The sequence below is a fragment of the Microbulbifer maximicatervae (SeqCode) genome (assembly GCF_052467505.1).
Genome location: NZ_CP174313.1, coordinates 766,987 through 790,742 on the forward strand (window position 1 = coordinate 766,987; position 23,756 = coordinate 790,742).

Sequence of the window (23,756 nt, forward strand, 5' to 3'; positions counted from 1 at the left end):
TGCAAGGCGTGCGTGATACGTAAGTGTGTGGTATTGCTTCCTCTATTGGGGTTATTTCGTGCCAATTTTTTGTGTTAACTGCCGGATTATAAAGATGGCTATCCCCAGGCGTAACTTGGGTATCTTTAGCGATAAGTTTGGCTTAATTTTGATCTGGTGAGGCCGGTGATTCAAAAGGTCAATTTTATTGTAATTATTGGTCTGTAGTATTTAGGCTGGCGCCCATGTTTTGTCTGGCAGACCCGGATTTAAAGGTTTACTTGAAGTCAGTAATTTCACGCCGCTACTGATTTGGCCTCTGTAATCGAAATTATTGCATTAAGTTGTATTCAAATATTTATCTGGCTTTCAGTGCCGGTAGCCGATCACTTGTAAAAGAAATCTCTCAAGGTTTCATGGTTCTCAAAAACCAGCTTCAGAAAATAAGTTTGAGTAATTTTTAATATTTGCCCATCCTATTTTGTGACCATTCGGTTCAAATTTTTTGGGCTTTATAGGGCTTTATAGGGCTTTATAGGGCTTTGCCACCAAAAAAATTATTTTCTTTTTTTTGGTCATTTGATGGAATTAAATCCTGAATAAATTGGTTTTTCATTGCCTATTTTTTTACTTGGTAGTGGTTCGAGATCGGAAAAAGGGTTTATTAACTTCTTGATTTATTTGTCTTTTGGAATGTTTGTAATGTTTAGTCAGATCGAATAATTTCTAACAGGATGAAACTTTTCATGGATTGATAAAGAGGTTGTCATAAGCTTTACAGAAAATGCTTGTCATTATTGGGTCATCCGATTTATAAAATGATCGTCCCATGTAGCCGGTTTGAATAGTTTTTTTTAGGCTTATTCGGACTAGATCAAAAATCTTAGAATAATAAATGGACTAAAAATGTTTTCTCTTGCCAGCTTGTTCGAGAAAGTTGTGGAAAAATGTTGGCAAGGTCGTCTGGAAAATCTGGATGGCGAGGTTTTGAGCGCGGCTCACTGTGAGGATGCGTGGCTCTCACTTACAAATGAAGAAGTTTGTTTCAGTGCTGGCGACCGCATTTTAGTGTGTACTCAGTCTGAAGTAGAGGCGGTCGCCATTATGTTGGCGGCGTGGAAGATGGGGTTGGTGGTTGTACCTGCAAAGGGGGATCTGAGCCACTCTTCAATTAAAATGATCGCTTCAGACTGTAATGCCAAGGCGATATGGCGTGCTGGAAAAATTGAGGCCTTGCCCGATTATCAGCAGGAATGCTCAGAGTTTGAAGTGTCTTCTACTCCAGTGGTCACTGGCGTAGATCTAGCTCTGGTGATCTATACCTCAGGAAGTACTGGTAAGCCAAAAGGTATTATGCTTACCCATCAAAATGTTCTGACCTCCTTGGCCTCAATATCCCAATATTTGGGCCTGACAGCACAGGACAGAATTTTGTGCTTATCCCCTTTGTCATTTGATTACGGTCTTTATCAGGTCTTATTTGCACTATATAGCAACTGTACAACCATCCTCTACGACAAACCATTTAACCCCATACAAGCCCTTAAAACGATTTCAGAGCGGGATATATCTGTTCTTCCGATCGTGCCAGCAATGGGGGCTGCGCTGGTGAAACTGGTGGGTTTGGTTAAACCTGATCTCAGCAATCTGCGCAGTATCACCAATACTGGGGGCCATTTATCTGAGTACATGATTCGCGCCTGGAAGGAGTACTGCCCAAGTCTAAATGTTTTCTCTATGTATGGTTTGACTGAGTGCAAGCGAGCCTTGTACTTGGAGCCAGAGCTTTGGGAAGAAAAGATGGGTTCAGTTGGCAAGCCGATCCCTGGCCTGGATGCACGTGTATTTATACCTCACTCAGAGGTCAGTAAATTTAGAGAAGCAAAAGCTGATGAGGTAGGTGAGCTTTATGTTCGTGGGACGGCAGTGATGCAAGGCTACTATAACCTCGCCGCTCAAGGTGGTGCAGAAATCTTTTCGGGCAGATATCGGGATGACAACTGGTTGGCGACGGGAGACCTTTTTACCCGTGATCAGGATGGCTTCTTCTATTTTAAAGGACGCTCAAAAGACTTAATAAAACAAGGTGGATTTTGTCTGTTTCCAAAAGACTTGGAGAATCATATTGATATGTGCCCGTTGGTGCATATCAATGCAATCATCGGCACTAAAGATAAGCTCGAGAATGAAGTGGCTACTTGTGTTGTGGAGCTTCATGAGAATACCGCTGACAATCAGAAGCAGTTTCGCACTTGGCTGAAAGCGAACATAGATACTGACTACATGCCGAGAGATATCAGGTTTGTTGATGGAATTCAATTAACCGCTAATAGCAAGGTCGATAGGAAGTGCTTAGAACAGGATTTACAAGCCCATGCCTAATGATCTGAGTATATTTAGGCGGGATCCCGCCTAAAACATAAAACGCTAACTTAATAAAAATATAAACGATACGTTTAACCCTTGGGGGAGTTATGGGTGCACTGTCAGATGCGCTGGTTCAACAGTTGGGCCAAAATAGGAAACAGCTATCTACACCTTGTTATATTTATTCCGTTAAAACTGCTCACGATAACTACAAGCAGCTGAAGGAAGCGCTGGGCACGGGATTGATATACTCTCTAAAAGCCAATAGTTGCCTTGATTTAATACTTCGTTGTGGGCACATCTTTGAAGACGGTATTGAGATTGCATCTATAGGCGAACTAAATCTACTTCCCAAAGGGAATAGTCCCCGATTTGTCAATAACCCATCGGCAGATAAGGCCTTTATACGCGCAGCCATTGCGAGTAAGTGCCATTTAATTATCGACAACCTGAATCAATTAGCTTTGGTTGAGGAGTTGAAGGCAAGGCGGCCAGTAAACCCTGTCGTTTTAAGGCTTAATCCCTCAATCTTGAGCCACTTTGATAGAAATCAAAAGGGCCTAAGAAAAGATCATTTTGGTTTCGACTGGAATGGCTGTCTTGAGGCTTTGGATTTTTGTAAGAAACATGGGATTCCAGTTTTAGGTTTTCATTTGTTTAGGGGCTCATACTCCTTTAATAAAGGTGCTTTCGACACTGCTAAAGTGGCCTTACAAGTTGTTTATAAGTTTGAGGAAATACTGGGATACCCTTTGTCATTAGCCAATCTAGGTGGTGGGTTTGACCCCAATTGGCGAGAGCAGGAGTTTGATTTTGAGCAATATAGAAATTTGATTGCTGAATTTCCTGATCATATCAAAGTAGTTCACGAGAGTGGTCGAGCAATTATGGGCTCAGCCGGTTATTTCGTCACGGAAGTTCGCTATAAAAAGTCCATTAACGGTGACAAGTACGCCGTATGTGATGGGGGAATGGCCCAAAATTTCCTGTTGGCAAAAACGGAAAGTACCTTTAAACGATTCCAGCAACCTCATGTTTTGCGTAATGGGACTCCTCTAAAAGGGAATGATGAGGGGCAGAAAGTCCTTTTAGTGGGCACTTCTTGCAATAAGGAAGATGTGATTGGGGAAGTCAACAATATTGACCTTCGAGAAGGGGACTTAGTCATATTTGATGGATGTGGTGCCTATAACGCAAGTTATACCGTAGCACCTTTCCTCAAGTTGCCGGCTCCGAACTCTTATCTGGTGGAGTAGATCATGGAAATGCAATCGGTTGTAGGTGGTTTTGTTCTCAATCAATTATCCAGTATTTCACCAGTGCCCAGCACATTGAAATCGCTGTTAGAGAATTCTTGTGCTCGGCTATTCGATGCATCAATGATTATCGAAGATCCTTTGACAGAGCTTGCACCACTTAGGGACGCTTCGGTTCAGCAGCCATTAGAGCAGTTTGAGCAGACCTTTGTTATTGATCAAATTATTGACACTGTCCAGGATGAAGGACTGGATAATCACTTTCACAATATGATCGGGCTATTTGGCTCGATTATGTTGAGCCTGACTGCTACAGATGATCAGCTTGCCCAGGTCAATCAATGGGTGGAGCAGGGGATTTTCGGCCACTTCCTTATGACAGACCCCGGCGGCCCGAGCCTTATGGGTTGGAAGACAGAGCTGGTTGAAACTGATAGCGACATGCTACTGAATGTCGACAAGATCCACGGCATTGAGGCACATAAGCTTGGCTTTGCCATGGTAGTTACCAAGCAACCGGGAAGGCCTTTTCCCTTGACAGTGATGTTGCCGCCAGAACTCTGTAACCAACTACGGCAGAGTACTGTAGGAGAGCCGTTTTTAAATGGCACCTTACAGCTGGGAAATTGTAAGGGTAAAGTATCAATTACCAAAGATATGTTGTTGAGCAAAGGTGGGTTGGGTAGCGTCAATCGATTTTTAACACTGGTTCGCCCGCGCTTTGTCAAATCACTAATGCACTTTGTGCTTTGGCTACATGACTGTAAAGAAGCTCATTTAACCAGCGAAGATCAGGCTCATATAGAGTATCTAATTTATTTGTGTAATGAGCAGGTAGCCGCAACCACTTTCTCTATGCACAGCGTAAACCGTGTACTGGCAACGAAATTTACCAGCAATGAGCTTTTGCTGAACCTGGTCTTGTCAGGAAAGATCAAATCCGTAAATCGACAACGCGATCTGTTGGCTTTCACAAAAACGGAAGGCAGTTCATATCGGTGCTTCTTTGAGATATATAGCAAATTTAAGGGGCTGCGGGTATGAGCCTGTATTTACGATCTGCAGCTTTTATCCCTATAGAAGGTATCACTGTCTCATCCAGTAGTGATGTATCAACTGCCTTTGGTGATATTGCCAGGATTATCCGAAGACAGACAGATAGTATCTTAGATGCTGCTCCAGAGATAAAAGATTCGCAAATAGATCGCCATTTTTTATGCTCTACCATGATTGAACTTCCTTTGAGTTCATCGGCGATTAGTGAGCAGGACTTCAATTACGGTGATAATGCAAGAGCGCCAGTTACCAGTTTTGTTAATACCTATGAATGTGCATCTTGGGGTTATAGCCTTCGGCATTACCTGACACAAAATCCGGAATCGTGCTACTTACTGGTTAGTATTCTTGACGCCAATGTTTTAGATCTAACGTTTTGGCGAGAAAATGAAAATTGGGGCGATAGTGGTTTTGGTCTCTGTACATTGTTGTTTGAAGTGCGGGATCTTGACAGTATAAACCTTAATGCATCCTGCACGATTACTTATAATACAACTCCGGAATTTGCCACTGTCATCCGAAAAATGGCTGTTGGACGAGATGACCTGACTTTATCTTTGCCGTTCTTTCCAGAGAATATTCGCCAAATTTTCTCCAAATTGTTGTCGGCCAATCAAAAGTTACCAGACTTGCACGATCGATGGGGGCATTGTTTTGGTAGTGATCCCTGGCTGAATATTATTTGCCAAGGCGCTGAAAAGGGCTTTGACAAGCAAGAAAATTTTCTGGCCTGTTCGATTGCATTGAATGGCTATTATTGCACTGTAGAAGTTACCGTTGATGAACAAAGTCACTTCTATCTAATGGAGGCCGCGTGATGAAGACTGTTGAGCTATCAACGTGTCTCGAACGTAACCCCTATCCGGACACATTGAAATCCTGCTTAGCACAAATGCTGCCGTTGAGTACTGAGCAGGACTATCTTGCATTATCCAGTCTACCAGTTAATTCCAGCCCGGTGCTACTGAACCATTCGGAGCACTATCAATTACTGCTGGATATTCTGCGATACTTTGAAGATTCTGAACTGGATATAGACTTAATCTTGATAAAAATGCAGATGCCCGCTGGTGGGCGTATGCCGAGTGCTCTATTACAAGACACCGTTTTAATGCTTCATGACCTGGCTGGTGAAGAAGCAATATTGGTTAGAGAAGGAAAACGATATATAGCTATTGAGGATAGCTTGGTTCGCCACCCATTTGAAGCGGGAACAAACCAGCTGAAAATCAGGTTGGCAGTGGATGTTGATTGCCATGATCTCTTAATTGAGGGGCTTTCTAAATTACTTATCGAGTGCGGTTTCGGTGATATAACAATAAATACCATGGACGGGACAGCATAAAGATGTTTATTAAAAACCTATGGGTAGACAGTGGCGGGCAGGTTGATCGATTACTTGATGCCTTGAGAGGACACCTGGATCAATATGATTTGTTACCAGAGCTTATCTATGTGGTTTCTGCGGGAGAGGCTAATGTTCTACAGGATAGTCGGATTGTAGAGTTTATAGCAGACCTTGAAGATGGTGGGCATAATATCCGATTTGTGGGTAGCGCCTGCACCAGCTTCCATGCTGCAGTATTGAGTTTTTCAAAGTGTAGTGAAGCCGAAGCTTTGATCTTAAATCTCGAACTGGGCAAAGAGCGACAACAAGAGTGCCTGGATTCATTGGGTATTGGAGTTGGACCTGATCAAGATGGCTTAGATGTTCTTGTAGGTGTGGCGGCTACCTGGATCTGTCGAGAGTATTGTGAAACACATCTCTGTCAAATATCCAGCTGCGATATTCTTTCTCAAGCGCCATCTTTATCTGGCGCACCAGATTTAGTAAAGAGTATTAAGCAGGTAATCTCAACCAACGCTAGTGATGATACTCGAGTAGTTTCCTTTGATATCCGCTCGAAATGGGCCAAGGGGCTCCTGAAAGGGTTTTCGCACAGCGATAAGGCCTCATGGTTACCCAGTATTGAAGAGGACGGCTGGCACTATTTGAGTATTAAACCTCTCTCTGAATTGATCAGTTATTACATTGAGGAAAAGGTGACTGATCTATGGCTGTTAACTCTAGGGGGTGGCGGCAGGGTAGGTTGCCTGAAAATAGACATTCCTTCGCCCAATTTTCAGGGATTTCTTTCAAGACTGGTAAATGTTGAGAAACTGGTGTTGGAAGACGCCTATATAGATTTTAGTTCCGCCCAGCACCTGGGTGACACTCTAGGCCAGGATTACCTTTCGCATATTCGTGAGGCATTAAGGTATCCCAAGAGGATTTACCGGGGAAGACACAACCAGATATTTGACTGGGTATTAGGGGCAGGTAGTTGGCGTACGCTGTTGGAATATCAAGGAGCAAGACATGGATAATAATATTTATAAAACTGATATAAGAGAATTTCAATTCCTTATTGAAGAACAGTTCCATGAAGCTAAAACTCTGTTCAGCGACCAGATGTTTAAAGGGTGCTCACCAGAGATTCTCCATGAAATTTTAGTTCGGGCTAAAAAATTCTCTTATGAGGTTCTCGGGCCGGGATACCAGGATTCAGATCGAGAGGGATGCCAGTTAGAGAATGGGAAAGTAAAGCTCCCGAGCGCATTCCCTGAGATGTGGCAGAGGTTTAAGGAAGACTGGGGGAATATTTCCTCACTTGAGGGCGAACAAAATACAACTATTCCGCCCTTTGTAATGCAAATGCTCCTGGAAATGTTTATGGGGGCAAATCCAAGTTTTATGACTTATGGTGGTTTTTGCCTGCCGTCCTCCACCTTGGTGGAAAAATATGGAACCGATCTGCAAAAAGACCTGTTCAGGGACAAATTAGCCACCTCAGAGTGGACATCTTGTCTCTGCCTCACTGAACCCCAGGCGGGAAGTGATGTATCCCTTGTAGAGACTCGCGCTTCGAAACAGGAAGACGGCACTTATTTGTTAACGGGCGAAAAATACCTGATAAGTGCCGGTATGCACGACCTGACAGAAAACACCATTTATTTCGTTATGGGTCGTGGCGAAAAAAGCGGCTCGGGCACCTACGGTTTGTCCTGCTTTATTGTGCCTAAGTACTGGGTTGAAGAGGATGGGAGTCTCGGTGGGTTTAATAATATCGAATGCATTTCTCTAGCTGAGAAAATGGGCTTTAAAGGGTGTGCAAACACTCACCTTCGGTTTGGTGACAATGGCCCCTGTAGAGCTTACCTACTGGGGAATCGTGAGAATGTAGGCTTGTTGCAGTTTCTTACCTTGATGAATCAGGCACGAATCAGCACAGGTGTTTATGCCTTGGGTATGGCTTCCTCAGCCTACTACAATGCACTTTCCTATTCGACAAAGCGTCTACAGGGCAAGAGATTTCACGAGAGCTTTAGCTCTACCGCAAGCCGGGTCAATATCGTTGAGCATACCGATGTTCAGCGTATGTTGTTGGAAATGAAATCCAAGGTAGAGGGCTGTAGAGCACTGATTGCTAAACTGACATTGTCAGAGAGCTTAGTCAAAATCTACCAGGGGCAGGAAGACAAAAAGGATCGCATTGCTCACTACCAGGGTTTAATGAACCTGCTAACTCCAGTTGTTAAAGCCTATATCAGCGACCAGGCTTGGCGTATCTGTGAATTGGCAATTCAAACCTGTGGTGGTCAGGGGTATCTCAAGGATCTGGGTATAGAGCAATATGCCCGGGACATTAAAGTGCTGGCAATCTGGGAGGGAACGAATTATATCCAGAGCCAGGACTTGATCCGGGATAAGTTAGGATTGGGTAATTCCAGTAAGCTATTCCAATTCTATCAGGCAGAAATTGATAATTTCCTCGATCGGGCCACGGACTATCCTCAGTTTGAGATTGAATTTGAGCGCTTAAAGACCTCGTTTGGACATTTCGAGGCAGCACTGAAAGCTGTGCAGGTATGGGTGAAGACAAAAGAAATGTTCAAAATCCCTGCCTATAGCACACGTATTCTACATATGCTTGGTGATATAACCTTGGCCTGGCTTTTATTGGAGGCTGCATGCGCGTCATCAGATAAGTTGAGTCAGGACCTGAACGATACTGATGAGGAGTTCTATCGCTCGAAAATAGTCAGTGCTAAATTCTTTATTCGCAATGAGTTACCCCGCACCAAGCTGGTGCTGGATATCCTTCAGGATCAGGACTCTTTTTGTGAAATGGACGCTTCCTCCTGGAATTCATTATTGTCAAATGTGGAGGCTGTCTCATGAACAAGCTTGATCAGCTGGAATCCAATTACGATGTAGTGATTATCGGTGGTGGATGGGCTGGCTTAACCCTGGCTCGCCAACTTAAGATCAATGATGGTGCTTTAACCATATTGGTTGTTGAGGCAAACACTGAGTTTAAGGCCAAAGTTGGTGAAGCGACAGTGGAGATGACCGGCCACTACTTTATGAAGCAGTTGGGTTTGGTGAATTATCTCTATAGGAATCACTTGCCTAAAAATGGTCTGCGTTTTTTCTACGATAACCCTGAGCATACACTGTCATTAACAGAGATGAGTGAGCACGGAACCACCAGTATTCCGCCTCATCCAGCTTTTCAAATTGACCGGGCCAGATTGGAATCCGACCTTGTCGATATGAATAGGGCGAATGGCATAGAGGTTATTCAGGGCGTAAAAGCAAAAAATCTCAACATACAGCCAGGTGATGAACTCCATTCTATAGAGCTTATAGAAGATGGCGCTAGCGGAGTGGTTAACGCCCGCTGGTTAGTAGATTGCAGTGGTCGAAATCGGGTTGCTAAGAAGCATAAGAAGCTTACCCGTGTTGAGAATGTCCCTAAACACTTCTCTGCCTGGGGTAGGTTTAAGAACATACAGGATATCGACTCCATGGGAGATATGAATTGGAGGAAGAAGGCCTTTGGACGCTTTCTTTCAACGAATCATTTTTCTGGAGATGGTTACTGGGTTTGGTTTATACCCTTAAGTGGTGGCTATACCAGTGTAGGTATCGTTGGCGAGAATAGTAAATTCGACAAGCCGCCCACAAAGAAGCAAGATTTCCTAGATTTTCTGTTGGCTTATAGAGCTATTTCGGAACTTCTGGAAGGCGCCGAGCTTATTGATTTCGAGGCTTGGGGACAGCTTGCCTATAGAGCGGATGAGTTTATCTTTGAGGACCGCTGGGCTACCTCCGGATTTTCCTCGATGTTCCTTGATCCTCTGTTTAGTGGTGGGGGCGATATGATAGCCCTGTTTAATGACCATATTTGTAAGTACATTGTTGCCGATATCTCAGACAATAATCGTGATGAAGCTCAGCAGCGGCTTGCAAAAGAATTGCCGATCGCGAATCAGGTGGTCACAGAATTTTACCAGGGCCTCTATGCCCATGTAGCAAATGTATACCCGGTTATTGACTCTGCTGAACTGTGTTCTCCTCTGCTGGCCTACAATACCGCTGCTTATTTCCTGGAGAGTGCCTGGGATTATATGTCAGGCAATTATCTGGATCAGGAGTACTGGCTACGCAAGAGTTACCTGCGCCGTGGATATATGGCCCTTGAGTTAATGCTGCAACGCCTGTTAGTTGAAACGGCAAAAGAACTTAAAGCTCAGAATCGATATTTTCGCAGAAATAGTGAAGGTTTCTTTGAGTCCGGTGCCGATCACTATAAGTACTTTGTATATTTAATGGGAACCCAAGGCCGGGATGGTTGGCGAATCGATCTGCGGGTCAAACTTTGGGTTGAAGTTTTCCTGAGTGTTGTCCAGGCGCGACTCGACCTCCCTAAACTGGCAAATCGGATGGTTGTTCAGCAGGCTATTACCCTGCCTGATCTTTTACAAAAGCCGAATATGAATGGGGCTGACCTCAATTGGCTGCTTGAGAAGTTATCTATCAAGCTTACAGATCTAGTCAATGAGGATATAGCAGATCCAGTGAGCGTTATTGTATCGGAAGAGTCCTTCCACACAGATACGATTGAAGTTATGGATCTTGCGGGTAGCTACTCCAATAAAGAACTTGCTGAGGTTAACAAGAAAGCAAAATCTATCTGGGTGCAGACTCAGGAGTATATTGCGATCCCTAGTATGGTTCCTGTATTTCTTGCTTTTGCACGCAGTCAGCCGGATAACATAATGGATTCGGTCATTGACCAGCGTGAAGTTATGCGCACAGCTGAATTAGACTCTGCTCATGCGGATTCGGAGGTCGTGTGATTCAGGAGTTCTTTCAGGCGCGGGATGGAAAAAAACTCTCCTTTCGCTGGTTGCCATGCGATGAATCTGACTTGGTGCTTGTCTGCATGCACGGGAGCACGTTCAGTAGCCAGTGGTATTTAATGTTTGGGCGGATGGTACACCGAAACGGTATTAGTGTGTGTTTGCCAGACTGGCGAGGCCATGGTAAGAGTGAAGGTGTTCCGGGGGATCTCGATTATTCCGACCAATTGCAAGACGATCTTGCCGATCTATTAAAACACCTCAAAAAAAGAGGGGCTAAGGCCTTTGTTCTTGGAGGGCACAGCGCGGGATCATTGGTTGCACTTAAATATCTGCACCTATATGGCAGTAAAGATATTGCAGGCTTTTTTGCGATAGCACCGCCTCTGACTCAGTCAGAGGAAACAAGAAAGTACGATATTCCCGCATCTGGCTTTGAGTATTACATTCGTTACGGGAGGAAACGTCACTATACGCGGCCTAGGGCATCGGCTGGTGATCAGAATCTGCCAAAAATAAAAATGCTGAAATATTGGCTGGCACTTTTGTTCCCCCCATTGAGGAAGTTATCAGTGCTGAGCTTTCCCCCGGTGGGATCAGCAGCGGGGAATCAGGGGCGAGTTTTGGACTGTACGTTTAACTTGCTCAGCGCCTATAACGTAAAGAGATACGCGGATCTCTTTGCAAGTTTAAATGTACCCTGCCACTTTTTTGTTGGAGAGAAGGATGAAGTGCTTGATACCCACGTGCTTCACACGGTATTGAGCTGGTATCTCTCTCCCAATATTAAGGCTGGACTCACCGAGTTACCCAGAGCTACTCATATGTCAGCTATTTCTGCTTCGGCGAAGCCTATTTCCAGCTGGTTGACAACTTTAGTGCGGCAACCTGAGGGAGCTGTTGCATGAGACCTAGCAAAGGCAAAACTCCCCTGATGAGAGAAAAAAGGTTGCCCGTCGGTGGAGAGGTTTCACTGAGTTCATTTTTAAGTGATACCGATTGGGGAGCAGGGCACGGCGAAGACTGGACAGCTTTAGGAACTATAAAGAGAAGTGATAAAAACACTTTTTACTTGCAAGTTGGCAAAGCGTTTCGATTTCCCCTTTATTATTACCTGAAGGACGATCGCCTATTTGTTGGTCAGGATTTATCACTATTTCCTGCTGTTGGTGCCGATACGGTAGATTGCCACTACTTAATTGAAATTGAGTATTTTGGTTTCTCCATTGAAAGAAAGAGCCTTTTGCAGAATGTAAAAATGCTCTTTCCAGAAGATGATGTTGTTATATCAGCCAGAGAGCTTATTTGGCTCTCTGCTGAACATCATCAATCTGGGTCATTTGATGCAGCCCTGGTGACTCCTGAAGAAGCTACCGATAAACTCTTCAACAGTTTACCTGAGGTAACCTCTAAGCTTTTCTCGCCTGTTGATACCACTTTTTATGCTCATGTTGCCAATCGTTTGGCGGAGTCAAGCGGCACCAAATTAAAAGTGGGTAGACATAGCCTGCCTTTAACGGTTGGCTATCAGGAGAAGCGGGCAAAGATCTTTAATACGGCTCATAAAAATAGAGTCGTAGAAGGGATCGATCTACAAAGTTACACCGATATGGTACAGGAAGAGTTGGATCGAGCCTGGCAGTACTCAGAATCAAGTATCGATAGGGAACATTATATCTTCCAGACATTCTATCTGCCTTTTGCCCAGTTTTTACTCAATATACTGGCAATGAATACCAGCAAGATGGTGGAGATTGTTGGTGGTTCGGGAGATGAGGGTGTAATACCCCCGGCACTTTCAATAAGTGATAAACCTATCTGTAATGTTTACGAATCTTTTCAGCGGGTGTTTTTTTATGGACACCATTGGCTTGCAAAAGTCTGGTTCTATATACCGCCCATGATCAGTTCTGCTGCCATAAAACAGCAGCAAAAATACTCAGAACGAGAGCAGCATGTTTGTGTTTTTACTTTAACGTTGGACTACTTGCTGCGATTTAATAACTTAAAAATAGGAAATGTTACCGGAGAGTAAATATGTCTACAGCAGTTGTAGAAAGCAATGTACAAGAGCTATGTGAGCAAATAGCTCTTATGCTGAATGTTGATGCTGTCGATGCAGATACACCCATTGCAGAACTCGGGGTGGATTCCCTGAATATTGTCGAGGTGATTCTAATTTGCGAGCAGTTGTACCCGGGGGTGATGAGCCCTGAAAATCTTGTTTTCGACGAACATACCACCCTAAGGGAAATGGATGGTCAACTACTTGAAAACTCGGAAGAAGTCTAGCGTACTTCGGGAGCAGTCAATGTTTAAAAAAGTACTTACCATTCTTATCAGTAGTTTTTTTATTGGAAATGTTGTTGCCTGGTTTTCAGGTGCTGCTCCCATCGAGTTTGGCAAGATTGCCTATTCAGAAGGCGAGATGGAGCAGGTGGAGTTTCTCCAGCAGGAGATTGGTGAAAATAGTACAGACCCCGACTTGATGTTGGAGCTTGGGCAGTTATTTAGTCACCATAACGAGCTTGAAAAGGCTGCACACTTGCTGGAAGCCGCGTATCAACAGCGTCCAGACGACATGTTGATACGTGCAGCGTATTACTCTAATGAGGGCAAGCGCGCAGGTGCAATGTTTGATCCTGCGATGGGTCTTTACAAGCTCTACCGTCTACGCCATGCGATGGATGAGGTGGATCAGGCAGGTCTCAGTGCCGATTCAGACTTTAATGTGCGCTTGATACGGCTGATTACTTTTTCTTATGTAGGAGAAGTAAGCGGCCACTTTGAGCGGGTGTTCGAAGATGAAGCCTGGTTTAAGAATCTGATGGATTCAGAGCCCGATCTATTGCCGGCTGCTATGCAGCAGGTGGTGTATTTGTCTTTGGCTAATGCCTACTGGGTGAAAGCTGGAGAGGGCACTGAGGATTTGGCAGTGGCCAGGGATTACTACCAAAAAGCAATAGCAATGGCTCCTTGTCCTGCCACGATGCAAACCTCTTGTGAGCAACTGGGGCAAATGGCAGTCACCCTGGGTAAAAGTTAATGTTGGTTGAGCTTAAGCGTGTTTCAAAGCGCTATCGATTGGGCGATCTCTGGGTCGACGCCTTGCGGGATATAGATCTTGCCATCGATCGGGGTGAGTTTCTGGCTGTGAAAGGGCCCAGCGGTAGTGGTAAGAGCACATTATTGAATCTTCTATCCGCATTGGATCAGTGTGATTCCGGATCAGTTCATATTGATGGCGTTAATCTTGGGAGTTTGGGAGAGCATCAGCGCTCCCTGTTCCGAGGTCGTCATATTGGGATTGTTTTCCAGTCTTTTAACCTGATTCCCGTGCTTACAGCACTTGAGAATGTGATGTACCCGCTGACACTGCGGGGGGCTAACAATGCCAGGCAACTAGCGTTAGACGCTCTGGAAGCAGTAGGGCTTGCCAAGTTGGTTAATCAGCGTCCTACCCAGCTTTCGGGGGGGCAGATGCAGCGAGTGGCGATTGCCAGGGCAATTGTCAGTAAGCCGGATCTGGTGCTTGCGGACGAACCCACAGCCAATCTGGATTCGCGCACGTCGGAGAGCATTATGAGCCTTATGAAGCAGCTCAACCGGGAGCAGGGTGTCACTTTTATCGTAGCCACCCATGATGATTATGTAACCAGCTTGGCATCCCGTGTTATCACGGTACGAGATGGTCATTTGGTAGAGGATACAGCTTCGCCTCAAGGTATTGTTCAGGAGGCTATTGCATGACAGCAATCATGAAAATGTTGCTGGCTAGGGGCCCGCTAACTAGAGCGGCTTTGGCTATTTCAGTTGTATTCTTAATTTCTGCACCAGCTTTGGCTGAAGACTTCGTCTATCCAACTCCGATTCCATTCACCAATAGCGAAAGGGAAGCGCTGTTTGCTGCTGTCAATGGAGAAACGACCAGTGAGCAGAGAAAGCAGGCCTACTTGGCTCAGCTTGCGCGCCTTACGTCGATGGAAGATGCAGAGTTGCAGGATGTTGAGGAGTTAGAGGCTCTGATGCAGTCACTGGTGGAGAGTCTCCCGGATGACCCCGAACTCAATGCTGCATTGGGATCGACAACTTCCTTTAAATCCAGCTTCTACCTTGATCGATTGGCAAAACTATCGCTGTTCTCCAGACGAGGCAATCGCATGATGGATCGGGCTGTTAAACAATCTCCATTCAATCTGGGCGCCCGCCTTCAGCGGGGAATCAGCTGTGCCAATATGCCGGCCTTTCTAAAAAGAGCGCGCTACGCTGTTGAAGACTTGGAGCTGGTTAGGGAACAGGTGGGCAATCGGTTCGGTAAAGAATTTCTTGGCTTTGTAGAGTTCTACCTTGCCCAGGCTTACGAGCGCAATAAACAGCCCGATGATGCCCGGGTTCTTTGGGGAAAGGTGGCCGAGTCGGATACCGACTGGTCCGCTAAAGCCAAGCTGGCGCTTCGGAGTATTTAGTCATGGGCTTGGGTTGGAAAGTTGCACTGCTGAATATTATGCGTAACGGGCGCCGCAGCCTGATTACCTTGGCTGCGATCGTTTTCGGTTGTACCAGCCTGATTATTTTTGGCGGTTTTGTACAGTCGATGTATGAGGGGATGCGGGAGAGTATGATCCGCTCGCAGCTTGGTCATATACAAATCTATGCCAAAGGTTACAACCAGTTTGGCAAAGCGGAACCGGAAAAATACCTGATTGCTGATGGGGATCTCAAAAAGATTTCCGAGCTGGTAGAAAACGAAACCGATACACTGGTGGTAGCACCACGCCTTAATTTCAATGGCCTGCTTAGTGATGGCAAGCAATCGATAGCCATCACTGGAATTGGTATTGATGCGGAGAAAGAAGTGATGCTTTCCTCTGCAATTCAGATTGTTCAAGGGGACGATCTATTTCCAGAGGATATTTCTGCTGCCCACCTTGGAGAAGGCTTGTTCAATGCTCTGGATGTTCAGATTGGGGACTACTTGACCCTGTTGGCAAGCACCCAGGATGGAGCAATCAATGCTGTCGATGTACAGGTGATGGGGGTAATCACAACCGGTGTTAAGGAACTGGATGATCGCTTGCTCAGGGTGAATTTGCCTCTGGCCCAGGAACTGCTCTATACGTCAGATATTACACGGCTAGTGGTTTTACTGGAGGAGACCGAACTTACATCTACCTCAATTGCGACTCTGGCCAGTGTCTTTGAGCAGAACAATTTGAACCTAGAAATAAAAAGCTGGGAAGAACTGGCGGGTTACTATCATCAGGTTGTTGGCCTGTTTAACGGAGTTTTTGGTTTTATTACCGTCATTGTGTTGGTAATCGTCGCGTTGAGTATTTCCAATACCATGTTGATGGCAGTAATGGAGCGTACCCGTGAGCTGGGTACTATCCGAGCCATGGGCGGTACTCCCCGGCAGGTTGTAAACCTGATTTTACTAGAGTCGGTATTTCTCGGTTTAATCGGAAGTTTGCTGGGGTTACTGATTGGTGCACTGGCAGCCAAGGGCATTACCTATGCAGAATGGATGATGCCCCGGCCACCGGGCAGTACCCAGGATTATCCTATTCGTGTGTTTGTCGTGCCGGATATCTTATTGAAAACATTCCTGTTGGGTTTTTGTATTTCACTTGTTTCCAGCCTTTATCCAGCGATAAAAGCATCCCGGCTGCCGGTAGTAAAAGCACTTAGGTTTACTTGATTTGGGTCTTCTATGTATAAGTTGAATTCTTTTTATGGGTGGGTGTTGGCGATAGCCTGCTTGCTGTTTAGCTACTCAAGTTATGCATCGGTTTCGGCTGAGTCACTGGTTAATAAACTGGATGACTTTCGCGGGTTCAGGGATCAGGGTTTTAGCTTTGATATTACCAATGTCAGCTACAAAAAGGATAAGGAGCCCCGCACCAATAAGCTCAGTGTCAAAGTATTTAATGATCAATCACTGATCCAGTTTTTGGCACCCGCCCGGGAAAAGGGGAGGGCAATGCTAAAAGAGAGCGCCAATATGTGGCTCTATATTCCCGGCACGCGCAGGGTTATCCGGATTGCACCCTCACAGCGATTAATTGGTGAGACCAGTAACGGTGATGTAGTGGGGGCAAATTTCTCCCGGGATTACACCGCAGAGCTGCAAGGGCAGGAAACTGTTGATGGGGAAGATTACTGGGTGCTGTATTTATCGGCAAAATCCTCTGGTGTTGCCTATGACAAAGTAAAAATATGGATGGCACAGGCTGAGGGAAACCTGCCTTTAAAGGGGGAGTTTTATACTCGCTCCGGGCGCCTCCTTAAAACAGCGTACTATAAAGAGTTCAAGCAGTTTGAAGGCGAGCTGAAACTGCATAAATTACTCTTGGTGGATGCACTCATTGACGAGAGTTATACCTGGATGAAGTTCGATGACTATCGTCTTGAGAGCCTGGACCCGGCAATTTTCCAAAAAGGCTCCCTTGGCAGGCTGAATTGAGGTGAGTCGGTAATGGTTATCAGAATCAGGAAAATTCTCCCATTTATATTCCTTCCTCTCGCTTTTGCTGAAAAAGTTGCCAGTGCCGAAGACTATCAGGACCCTTTCGAGACCAACTCGGAACTTTTCGATGAAGTGAGCACTGAGGAAGGGGTTTCTCGAGTTGTTTGGGATATTGATGCTTCGCTACTGGGGTATCACCAGCAGAATGAAGTTCGGGATGACCTCTATTTCGATCCGGGTCTGTTTGTCTTTGATGAACAAGAGTCTTTGCTTGCTCTGGATCTCAGTGGCCAGTTCTCCCTGGGAGCACACTTCTCAGTTTACTCGCGGTTTGCGGCGATAGAGCACTATCGGTCTAATGAGGCTGGAACATCTGAAAAAGAGACAGAATCCCATCTGCTAGAGGGGTATTTCTCTTCTTACACTGACAACCGAAGGATTGGTATTAACGTCGGTCGGATAAAACCTCAGTGGAGCAACGGTTACAACTGGTCTCCAGCAAATATTTTAAAAGCCACATTTGATCGCCCCAATCTGGATGCCGATGAGCTTACCCAGCAACTGGGCTGGGATATGGCCCATCTCGATTTCCGCTATGGTCGCTGGAACACCGGCATTTATATGGCTCAGGTTGAGGATGAACTGGATGGTCACTTTGACACTAGCGTAAATGACCATGAGTTTCAGTACGCTCTCGTGGTGAATCGTGAAGGTGACTTGGATACCCGCTTGGTATTACATCAGATAGAGGGGGAGGCAACCAATGTCGCTCTCGGGTTGAGTACTTTGGCTGGAGACAGTGCCACACTCAGGTTGGAGGGGGCTTGGGAACATCAGCGGGAGTTACCGCAGCCGGGCGAACTCTCCTATTTTCCAGCAGAGGACGATGGTTATTTGAAGCTGGTGCTTGGTACTCAGCTCAGCTTCAACCAGGGATGGGATGTTACTGCGGAGTATCTGTATAACCAGCATGGATTCGATGATGACGAGTGGGATTTGGTTCAAACGCAGGTAGATAGTGCAAAGAACGGATTGAACAGCGCGCGGGTTTATGAGGCGATTGCTTTTCTGTCCGATAGTTTTCACCTTTTATCTACCGGACAACTACGGCAGGAGTATTTGTTCTTGATGTGGGGTAACACCCGGCTGGATAAGAAGTTTCAATATCGCCAGAGTGTGCAATACAACCTGGATGACAAGAGCCAGTACCACAACCTGGAATTGATTCAGAACTGGACTGAGCATTTTAGTACTCGACTGCAAGCCCAGTTTTTCAGGGGCTGTGAGTCCTGTGAATTTGGTCTGCTGCCAACTGAAAGGCTTCTTAGGTTAAGTCTCTATTATGATTTTTAGCGTTTGCTGGCTAAAAGTGCTTCATATTTTTGTGCGATTTCCCGCTTGCCGGATTCCCTGCTAATAGAAATTAATGCCCGCAAAATATCCAGGTCCTGCGGAAACTGGTGATAGCCGTCTTCTAGAATATCCAGGGCGAGTTCGCTGTTGCCTTCCGAGTGAACGGCTATGGCATATACGTAGAGATAGCGGCTCTGGGTTTGCTCATTCTCAGCTGCCGCCTTTAGAAAACCCATTGCCTCCTGGTGGCGGTTCTGACGAACCAGGGAAAGTCCTAAGGCATGCTGGATTACGGCGATATCCTCACTCTTCGATAGTGCTCCTCTGAGTAATAATTCCGCATCGGTTTCACGTCCACTTGCCCGGTAAAGGTCGGCCAAGTTGATATAGGCGGGTGTGTAGTAGGAGGCCTTGGTTATTGCTCGGCGATAGAAGGCTTCCGCTTGTTGCGTATTTCCTCTCTGGAAATGGAGGTTGCCCAGGTTTACCAGGGATTCCGGTCGGTCGCTGTTGAATAATTCTGAGGTGGTATAGGTTTTAAGGGCCTTTGAGTATTGCTGATGTACTTGCGCGGGCATAGTCCCGATCTGAGCATCGGTAACGCCATTGGCAGCCAGCGACCTGGTCACGGCCATTTTACTGAAAAGCAGCGGTACACCGATCATCAGTCGTAATTGCTCCGGTAGTTCATCCAGAGACTGCGCAAGGGCCAGGTTTAATAATGGTTCTTCGCTCTGGGCAATTTGTTGGAGTAACTGAGCGGAATTTATCGTCAGGTAGCGCGGTAACAAACGGATTGCGCTGGCCCGAACAATCTCCGGTTGACTGCTGTCCTGAATAAGGTCCATTAACATCTTATCGGCCTCGCTATCCCCGCGCATAGCTGCGTGCAATGTCTGCCCGTAGTGAGGGGGAGGTGAGCCGTATTTGTCTTCCAATATCTTCGCTGCCCACTGGCTCGATTTATCTTGATGGCAGCTGTTGCAAGTATTGGGGGTGTCCAGCGCCTCGGAAAGGTCAGGTCGGGGAACGCGGAAACTGTGATCCCGGCGCCCATCCACCTGCATAAAATTTTTCGTCGGCATATGGCAGTTTGTGCAGCGGGCACCGGGGCTTTGAGTTGGGTGCAGATGGTGATCAGTACGGGCGAATCGCTCCGGCATATGGCACTGGGCACAAACTGCATCACCAGCTGCTCTCAGTTGTAGACTGTGGGGGTTATGACAGTGGCTACAGGTAACACCTGCAGCGTACATTTTACTTTGCAGAAACGATCCGTACACAAATACCTCGCCATCGGCCTGGCCATCTGCGTGGTAGAGAGGCTCTTGCAGAAGTGTGAGGTTGAAATGATCCAGTAATTCGCTGTTAGCCTGCGCCCCCGGTAAATGGGTACTCCGCCGAGAATGGCACTGGGCGCAAGTTGTTATTTCACGCTGGATGGCTGCCGATGGCGCAAGCTTGGCAATCCCCGTTTGCAGATCCATTTCCCGGATCTGTTGGGTTGGATCAATAAAATGGGGATCTAGCCCTTTATTCGGCAATACCTCATTTTGTATTTTTGCCCACTGAATGTGCCTTGATCCCGGGCCGTGACAGGATTCGCAACCGACACTGATCTCTGACCAGGATGTCTGGTAGCTATCGGTTTGTAGGCTATAGGCCTTTTGCAGATTGGTGGAATGGCAGTCGGAACACATAAAGTTCCAATTCTGGTTTATGCCGGTCCAGTGCAGGGGATGTTGATGGTCTATCGCTTGATCGGGATAGAGATGGAACCAGCGCTGGCCACCGACAGATTTGTCCCGGCTATCCCAAGCAATACTCAGTGCCTGAAGACGTCCGCCTCCCAAATCAATCAAGAATTGCTGTAAAGGGTGGACACCAAATGTATAGGCAAGGGGATAGTCCTGGAGTTCTCCACTGGGCCCATCAGTGCGTACGTAATAGCGACCTTCCTTTTGATAGAAGTGAGATTTCTGCCCCTGATATTCAAATGCCACCCCGGAGAAATCACCGAGAACGCTATCACTATTGGCGGCCTGCATTGCCAGCTGGTGGTGGGAACCTTGCCAGGCACTGGCCTCATCTTTGTGGCATACGGCGCATTGCGCGGAGCCCACGAAAGTGGCTTCTGAGCTGATTGCTTCATCCTGGCGCTTGAGAGGTTGGGAATCAACCGGCTCTTCGTTACCACAGGCCACCAGTACGAGACAGATAAGGCTGATTTGGAGGAGGCTAGTGCCAGCTATATTTATCACGGTTTTTTTATTGTGATGAGTTTTTATCTTAGGGAGTTATTCAGAGGCTCCCTAGGCCAAAAGATTAGTTCATGTGCCGTAAATGTCATTTTGTGAGAGGGCCAGAATGCTGGATTGGAAATTTAGGGTTGCCCTGAGCCGAGGGTGTCTGCTGCTGGTTTTGGCAATCAGCTTACCGGCACTCAGTTCTCCCTTGCCATCCTGGCAAGATGGCGTTAAAGCCCAAATTATGGCCTTTGTTGACAAGGTTACCCGTAAGGACAGCGCCGACTTTATACCTGTCGGTGAACGTATAGCGGTATTTGATAATGATGGCACCCTCTGGTCCGAGAAGCCCGTGTACTTCCAGCTGCTCTATGCTGCTGATGAAGTTAAAAGGCTAGCGCCCCAACACCCAGAGTGGAAAACGAAAGAGCCCTTCGCTTCGATCTTAAAGGGCGATTTATCAAACCTGTTGGGGCAAGGCAGGGAAGGTTTGGAAGTAATGCTTACTGCGACTCATGCGGGATTGAGTACGGATGCCTTCCAGCACTCTGTTGCCCAATGGCTCAAGAGTGCTAAGAACCCGGAAACTGGCAAACACTACAGTGCGATGGTGTTCCAGCCCATGCTGGAGTTGCTGGAATACTTAAGAGCAAATGGTTTTAAAACCTACATTGTTTCGGGGGGCGGCACTGATTTTATCCGTGTGTTTTCCCAGGAGTTATATGGAATTCCCCCGGAGCAGGTTATCGGCAGTCGCCTAAAGTCCCGCTATGAAAATGGGGGTGGGCATCCCTATATTGTGAAATTAGATGAATTGGCCTTCCTCACCGATAAACAGGGGAAGCCTATCGCAATCAATGATGTGATTGGCCGGCGGCCGGTATTTGCCGCAGGCAACTCCGATGGTGACTTACAAATGCTGGAATGGACCACCGCCGCTAAGGGGCTGCGTTTTGCCATGCTGATTCATCATACCGATGCCAAAAGAGAATGGGCATACGATAAGAACTCCTCAGTGGGGCGCCTGGACAAAGCGCTACAAGCCGCTAAGGCAAATGGCTGGTTGGTGGTAGATATGGCGAAGGACTGGCGGACGGTGTTTCCGCCAGAAGCGAAGGATCAGTCAAGCCTGGGGCCGGTGATTCCTCAAGTTCCTGCCTACCGGGACTAGTCTTAAAGCGGTGTATTGAGCCTGCCAATATCGAGGTGTGTAATGCTCCTGATCTCCCGATCCCGTCTCCGACAGTTCCTTTTGGTTGTACTGGCTGCTGTATTCCTTTCCCCTGGTAGCCTATTCGCGCAGACCAAACCCAATATTTTGGTGATCTGGGGAGATGATATTGGCATCTGGAATATCAGCTTCAACAGTCGCGGCATGATGGGCTATACCACGCCCAACATTGATCGGCTGGCGGTAGAAGGCCTTTCTTTTACCGACTACTACGGCCAGCAATCGTGCACAGCAGGCCGCGCAGCGTTTTTAGCGGGTAATGTTCCAGTGCGCACCGGCATGACTAAAGTGGGGCTTCCTGGTGCCAAAGAGGGTTGGCAGAAGAGTGATGCCACTATCGCCACAGTAATGAAAAGCCTGGGTTATGCCACCGGCCAGTTTGGTAAAAACCACCAAGGGGATAGGGACGAACACCTGCCCATCAACCATGGCTTTGACGAATTCTTTGGCAACCTCTATCACCTGAATGCGGAGGAAGAGCCTGAGAACAGGGACTATCCCAAAGACCCTGAATTCCGTAAGAAGTTTGGCCCCAGAGGAGTGATTAAAGCCAAGGCCGGCGGACCAATCGAAGATACCGGCCCCCTCACCAAGAAACGGATGGAAACTATCGATGATGAAACCCTAGCGGCAGCTATCGACTTTATCGAACGTGCACACGCGGCTAAGACCCCATTCTTTGTCTGGTGGAACGCAACCCGGATGCACTTTCGTACTCATGTCAGAGAGGAGCACACAAACCTTGCGGGCCCCAACAGTAATGAGTATATGGATGGTATGGTTGAGCATGACATCCTGGTAGGAAAGCTGCTAAGTGTGCTCGATCGCCTGGATATCACCGACAATACCATCGTGTTTTATTCCACAGACAACGGCCCCCACTTCAATACCTGGCCAGATGCTGCAACTACGCCATTTCGCAGTGAGAAAAATTCCAATTGGGAAGGGGCTTATAGGGTGCCAGCCTTTGTACGCTGGCCGGGCAAATTTCCAGCGGGCACTACGCTGACAGGTATTGTCTCCCATGAAGACTGGCTGCCGACTCTCGCTGCAGCCGGGGGGAACCCGAATATCAAGGAACAGCTCAAGGAAGGGGTCGAGCTCAATGGTCGCGAGTACAGAAATTATGTTGATGGCTACAACATGATGGATTACTTCACCGGCAAAGCAAAACTTTCACCAAGAAAAGAATTTATCTACGTAAATGATGACGGCCAAATTGTAGCTATGCGCTACGAACCCTGGAAAGCCATTTTCCTGGAAAATCGCGGGCGGGGTTTTGAAGTCTGGCGAGAGCCCTTTACTGAATTACGAGTGCCACTGCTGTTCAATTTGAGGCAAGATCCTTTCGAAAAAGCCCAACACAACTCGAACACCTATAACGACTGGTTTATAGACAGGGCTTTTGTCTTGGTTCCCATGCAGCAACTCGCGTCAAAATTTTTGCAAACGATGAAAGAGTATCCACCCAGCCAGGTACCCGGATCTTTTAATTTGGATAAGGTTCAGAAGCAGCTGGAAGCTGGGGCGAGTGGTAGTAATTAACAATATAATTACCGCAGATCTGACATTATTAGCATTACCTGGGAACTCTTTAATGCTGAGCTTCAGGC

The 23,756-nt window shown here is 46.6% G+C and carries 20 protein-coding genes; 19 read left to right on the top strand and 1 reads right to left on the bottom strand.

Going from position 1 to position 23,756, the window contains the following annotated elements:
* The first annotated feature begins 885 nt into the window (after positions 1-885).
* From ACJJIN_RS03430 to ACJJIN_RS03510, 17 genes are all read left to right on the top strand, one after another.
* Positions 886-2,361, top strand: coding sequence for a class I adenylate-forming enzyme family protein (locus ACJJIN_RS03430; RefSeq protein WP_444896890.1), 1,476 nt, complete (start codon positions 886-888; stop codon positions 2,359-2,361).
* Between the two features lie 92 nt (positions 2,362-2,453).
* Positions 2,454-3,602: a type III PLP-dependent enzyme domain-containing protein gene (locus ACJJIN_RS03435; RefSeq protein WP_444896891.1), complete on the top strand. Its 1,149-nt coding sequence runs from the start codon at positions 2,454-2,456 to the stop codon at positions 3,600-3,602.
* 3 nt (positions 3,603-3,605) lie between these two features.
* Positions 3,606-4,646: a hypothetical protein gene (locus tag ACJJIN_RS03440; protein WP_444896892.1), complete on the top strand. Its 1,041-nt coding sequence runs from the start codon at positions 3,606-3,608 to the stop codon at positions 4,644-4,646.
* On the top strand, positions 4,643-5,476 hold the full coding sequence (locus tag ACJJIN_RS03445; protein WP_444896893.1) for a hypothetical protein: 834 nt from the start codon (positions 4,643-4,645) through the stop codon (positions 5,474-5,476). Before ACJJIN_RS03440 ends, ACJJIN_RS03445 begins: the two co-directional genes overlap by 4 nt.
* Complete coding sequence (locus ACJJIN_RS03450) at positions 5,473-6,003, top strand: hypothetical protein (RefSeq protein WP_444896894.1); 531 nt, start codon at positions 5,473-5,475, stop codon at positions 6,001-6,003. Before ACJJIN_RS03445 ends, ACJJIN_RS03450 begins: the two co-directional genes overlap by 4 nt.
* A 2-nt stretch (positions 6,004-6,005) precedes the next feature.
* A complete protein-coding gene (locus ACJJIN_RS03455; RefSeq protein ID WP_444896895.1) occupies positions 6,006-7,025 on the top strand; it encodes a hypothetical protein in 1,020 nt (339 codons plus the stop codon).
* The gene (locus tag ACJJIN_RS03460) at positions 7,018-8,880 is read left to right on the top strand and encodes an acyl-CoA dehydrogenase family protein (RefSeq protein ID WP_444896896.1); all 1,863 of its coding nucleotides are present in this window, start codon (positions 7,018-7,020) and stop codon (positions 8,878-8,880) included. Before ACJJIN_RS03455 ends, ACJJIN_RS03460 begins: the two co-directional genes overlap by 8 nt.
* The gene (locus ACJJIN_RS03465) at positions 8,877-10,844 is read left to right on the top strand and encodes an NAD(P)/FAD-dependent oxidoreductase (protein WP_444896897.1); all 1,968 of its coding nucleotides are present in this window, start codon (positions 8,877-8,879) and stop codon (positions 10,842-10,844) included. Before ACJJIN_RS03460 ends, ACJJIN_RS03465 begins: the two co-directional genes overlap by 4 nt.
* On the top strand, positions 10,841-11,755 hold the full coding sequence (locus ACJJIN_RS03470) for an alpha/beta fold hydrolase (protein ID WP_444896898.1): 915 nt from the start codon (positions 10,841-10,843) through the stop codon (positions 11,753-11,755). The genes ACJJIN_RS03465 and ACJJIN_RS03470 overlap by 4 nt, the downstream gene beginning before the upstream one ends.
* Positions 11,752-12,882: a hypothetical protein gene (locus ACJJIN_RS03475; RefSeq protein ID WP_444896899.1), complete on the top strand. Its 1,131-nt coding sequence runs from the start codon at positions 11,752-11,754 to the stop codon at positions 12,880-12,882. The genes ACJJIN_RS03470 and ACJJIN_RS03475 overlap by 4 nt, the downstream gene beginning before the upstream one ends.
* Positions 12,883-12,884: 2 nt before the next feature.
* Positions 12,885-13,139 carry an acyl carrier protein gene (locus tag ACJJIN_RS03480; RefSeq protein WP_413665416.1) on the top strand — a complete coding sequence of 85 codons (255 nt, stop codon included), beginning with the start codon at positions 12,885-12,887 and terminating at the stop codon, positions 13,137-13,139.
* Between the two features lie 19 nt (positions 13,140-13,158).
* A complete protein-coding gene (locus tag ACJJIN_RS03485; RefSeq protein WP_444896900.1) occupies positions 13,159-13,893 on the top strand; it encodes a tetratricopeptide repeat protein in 735 nt (244 codons plus the stop codon).
* Complete coding sequence (locus ACJJIN_RS03490; protein WP_444896901.1) at positions 13,893-14,597, top strand: ABC transporter ATP-binding protein; 705 nt, start codon at positions 13,893-13,895, stop codon at positions 14,595-14,597. Before ACJJIN_RS03485 ends, ACJJIN_RS03490 begins: the two co-directional genes overlap by 1 nt.
* A complete protein-coding gene (locus ACJJIN_RS03495; protein WP_444896902.1) occupies positions 14,594-15,313 on the top strand; it encodes a hypothetical protein in 720 nt (239 codons plus the stop codon). The genes ACJJIN_RS03490 and ACJJIN_RS03495 overlap by 4 nt, the downstream gene beginning before the upstream one ends.
* A gap of 2 nt (positions 15,314-15,315) precedes the next feature.
* Positions 15,316-16,545, top strand: coding sequence for an ABC transporter permease (locus ACJJIN_RS03500; protein ID WP_413665420.1), 1,230 nt, complete (start codon positions 15,316-15,318; stop codon positions 16,543-16,545).
* Positions 16,546-16,557: 12 nt separating this feature from the next.
* Positions 16,558-17,310, top strand: a complete 753-nt coding sequence (locus ACJJIN_RS03505) for an outer membrane lipoprotein-sorting protein (protein ID WP_444896903.1) — start codon at positions 16,558-16,560, stop codon at positions 17,308-17,310.
* A gap of 12 nt (positions 17,311-17,322) precedes the next feature.
* Positions 17,323-18,666, top strand: a complete 1,344-nt coding sequence (locus ACJJIN_RS03510; RefSeq protein WP_444896904.1) for a hypothetical protein — start codon at positions 17,323-17,325, stop codon at positions 18,664-18,666.
* On the opposite strand, the gene ACJJIN_RS03515 is transcribed toward ACJJIN_RS03510, so the two are convergent.
* Positions 18,663-20,927: a tetratricopeptide repeat protein gene (locus ACJJIN_RS03515; RefSeq protein ID WP_444896905.1), complete on the bottom strand. Its 2,265-nt coding sequence runs from the start codon at positions 20,925-20,927 to the stop codon at positions 18,663-18,665. The two genes, ACJJIN_RS03510 and ACJJIN_RS03515, sit on opposite strands and share 4 nt — an antisense overlap.
* A 106-nt stretch (positions 20,928-21,033) precedes the next feature.
* On the opposite strand from ACJJIN_RS03515, the gene ACJJIN_RS03520 reads away from it, so the two are divergent.
* Both ACJJIN_RS03520 and ACJJIN_RS03525 read left to right on the top strand, forming a co-directional pair.
* On the top strand, positions 21,034-22,083 hold the full coding sequence (locus tag ACJJIN_RS03520; protein ID WP_444896906.1) for an HAD family hydrolase: 1,050 nt from the start codon (positions 21,034-21,036) through the stop codon (positions 22,081-22,083).
* 42 nt (positions 22,084-22,125) lie between these two features.
* Complete coding sequence (locus ACJJIN_RS03525) at positions 22,126-23,688, top strand: arylsulfatase (protein ID WP_444896907.1); 1,563 nt, start codon at positions 22,126-22,128, stop codon at positions 23,686-23,688.
* The last annotated feature ends 68 nt before the right edge of the window (positions 23,689-23,756 follow it).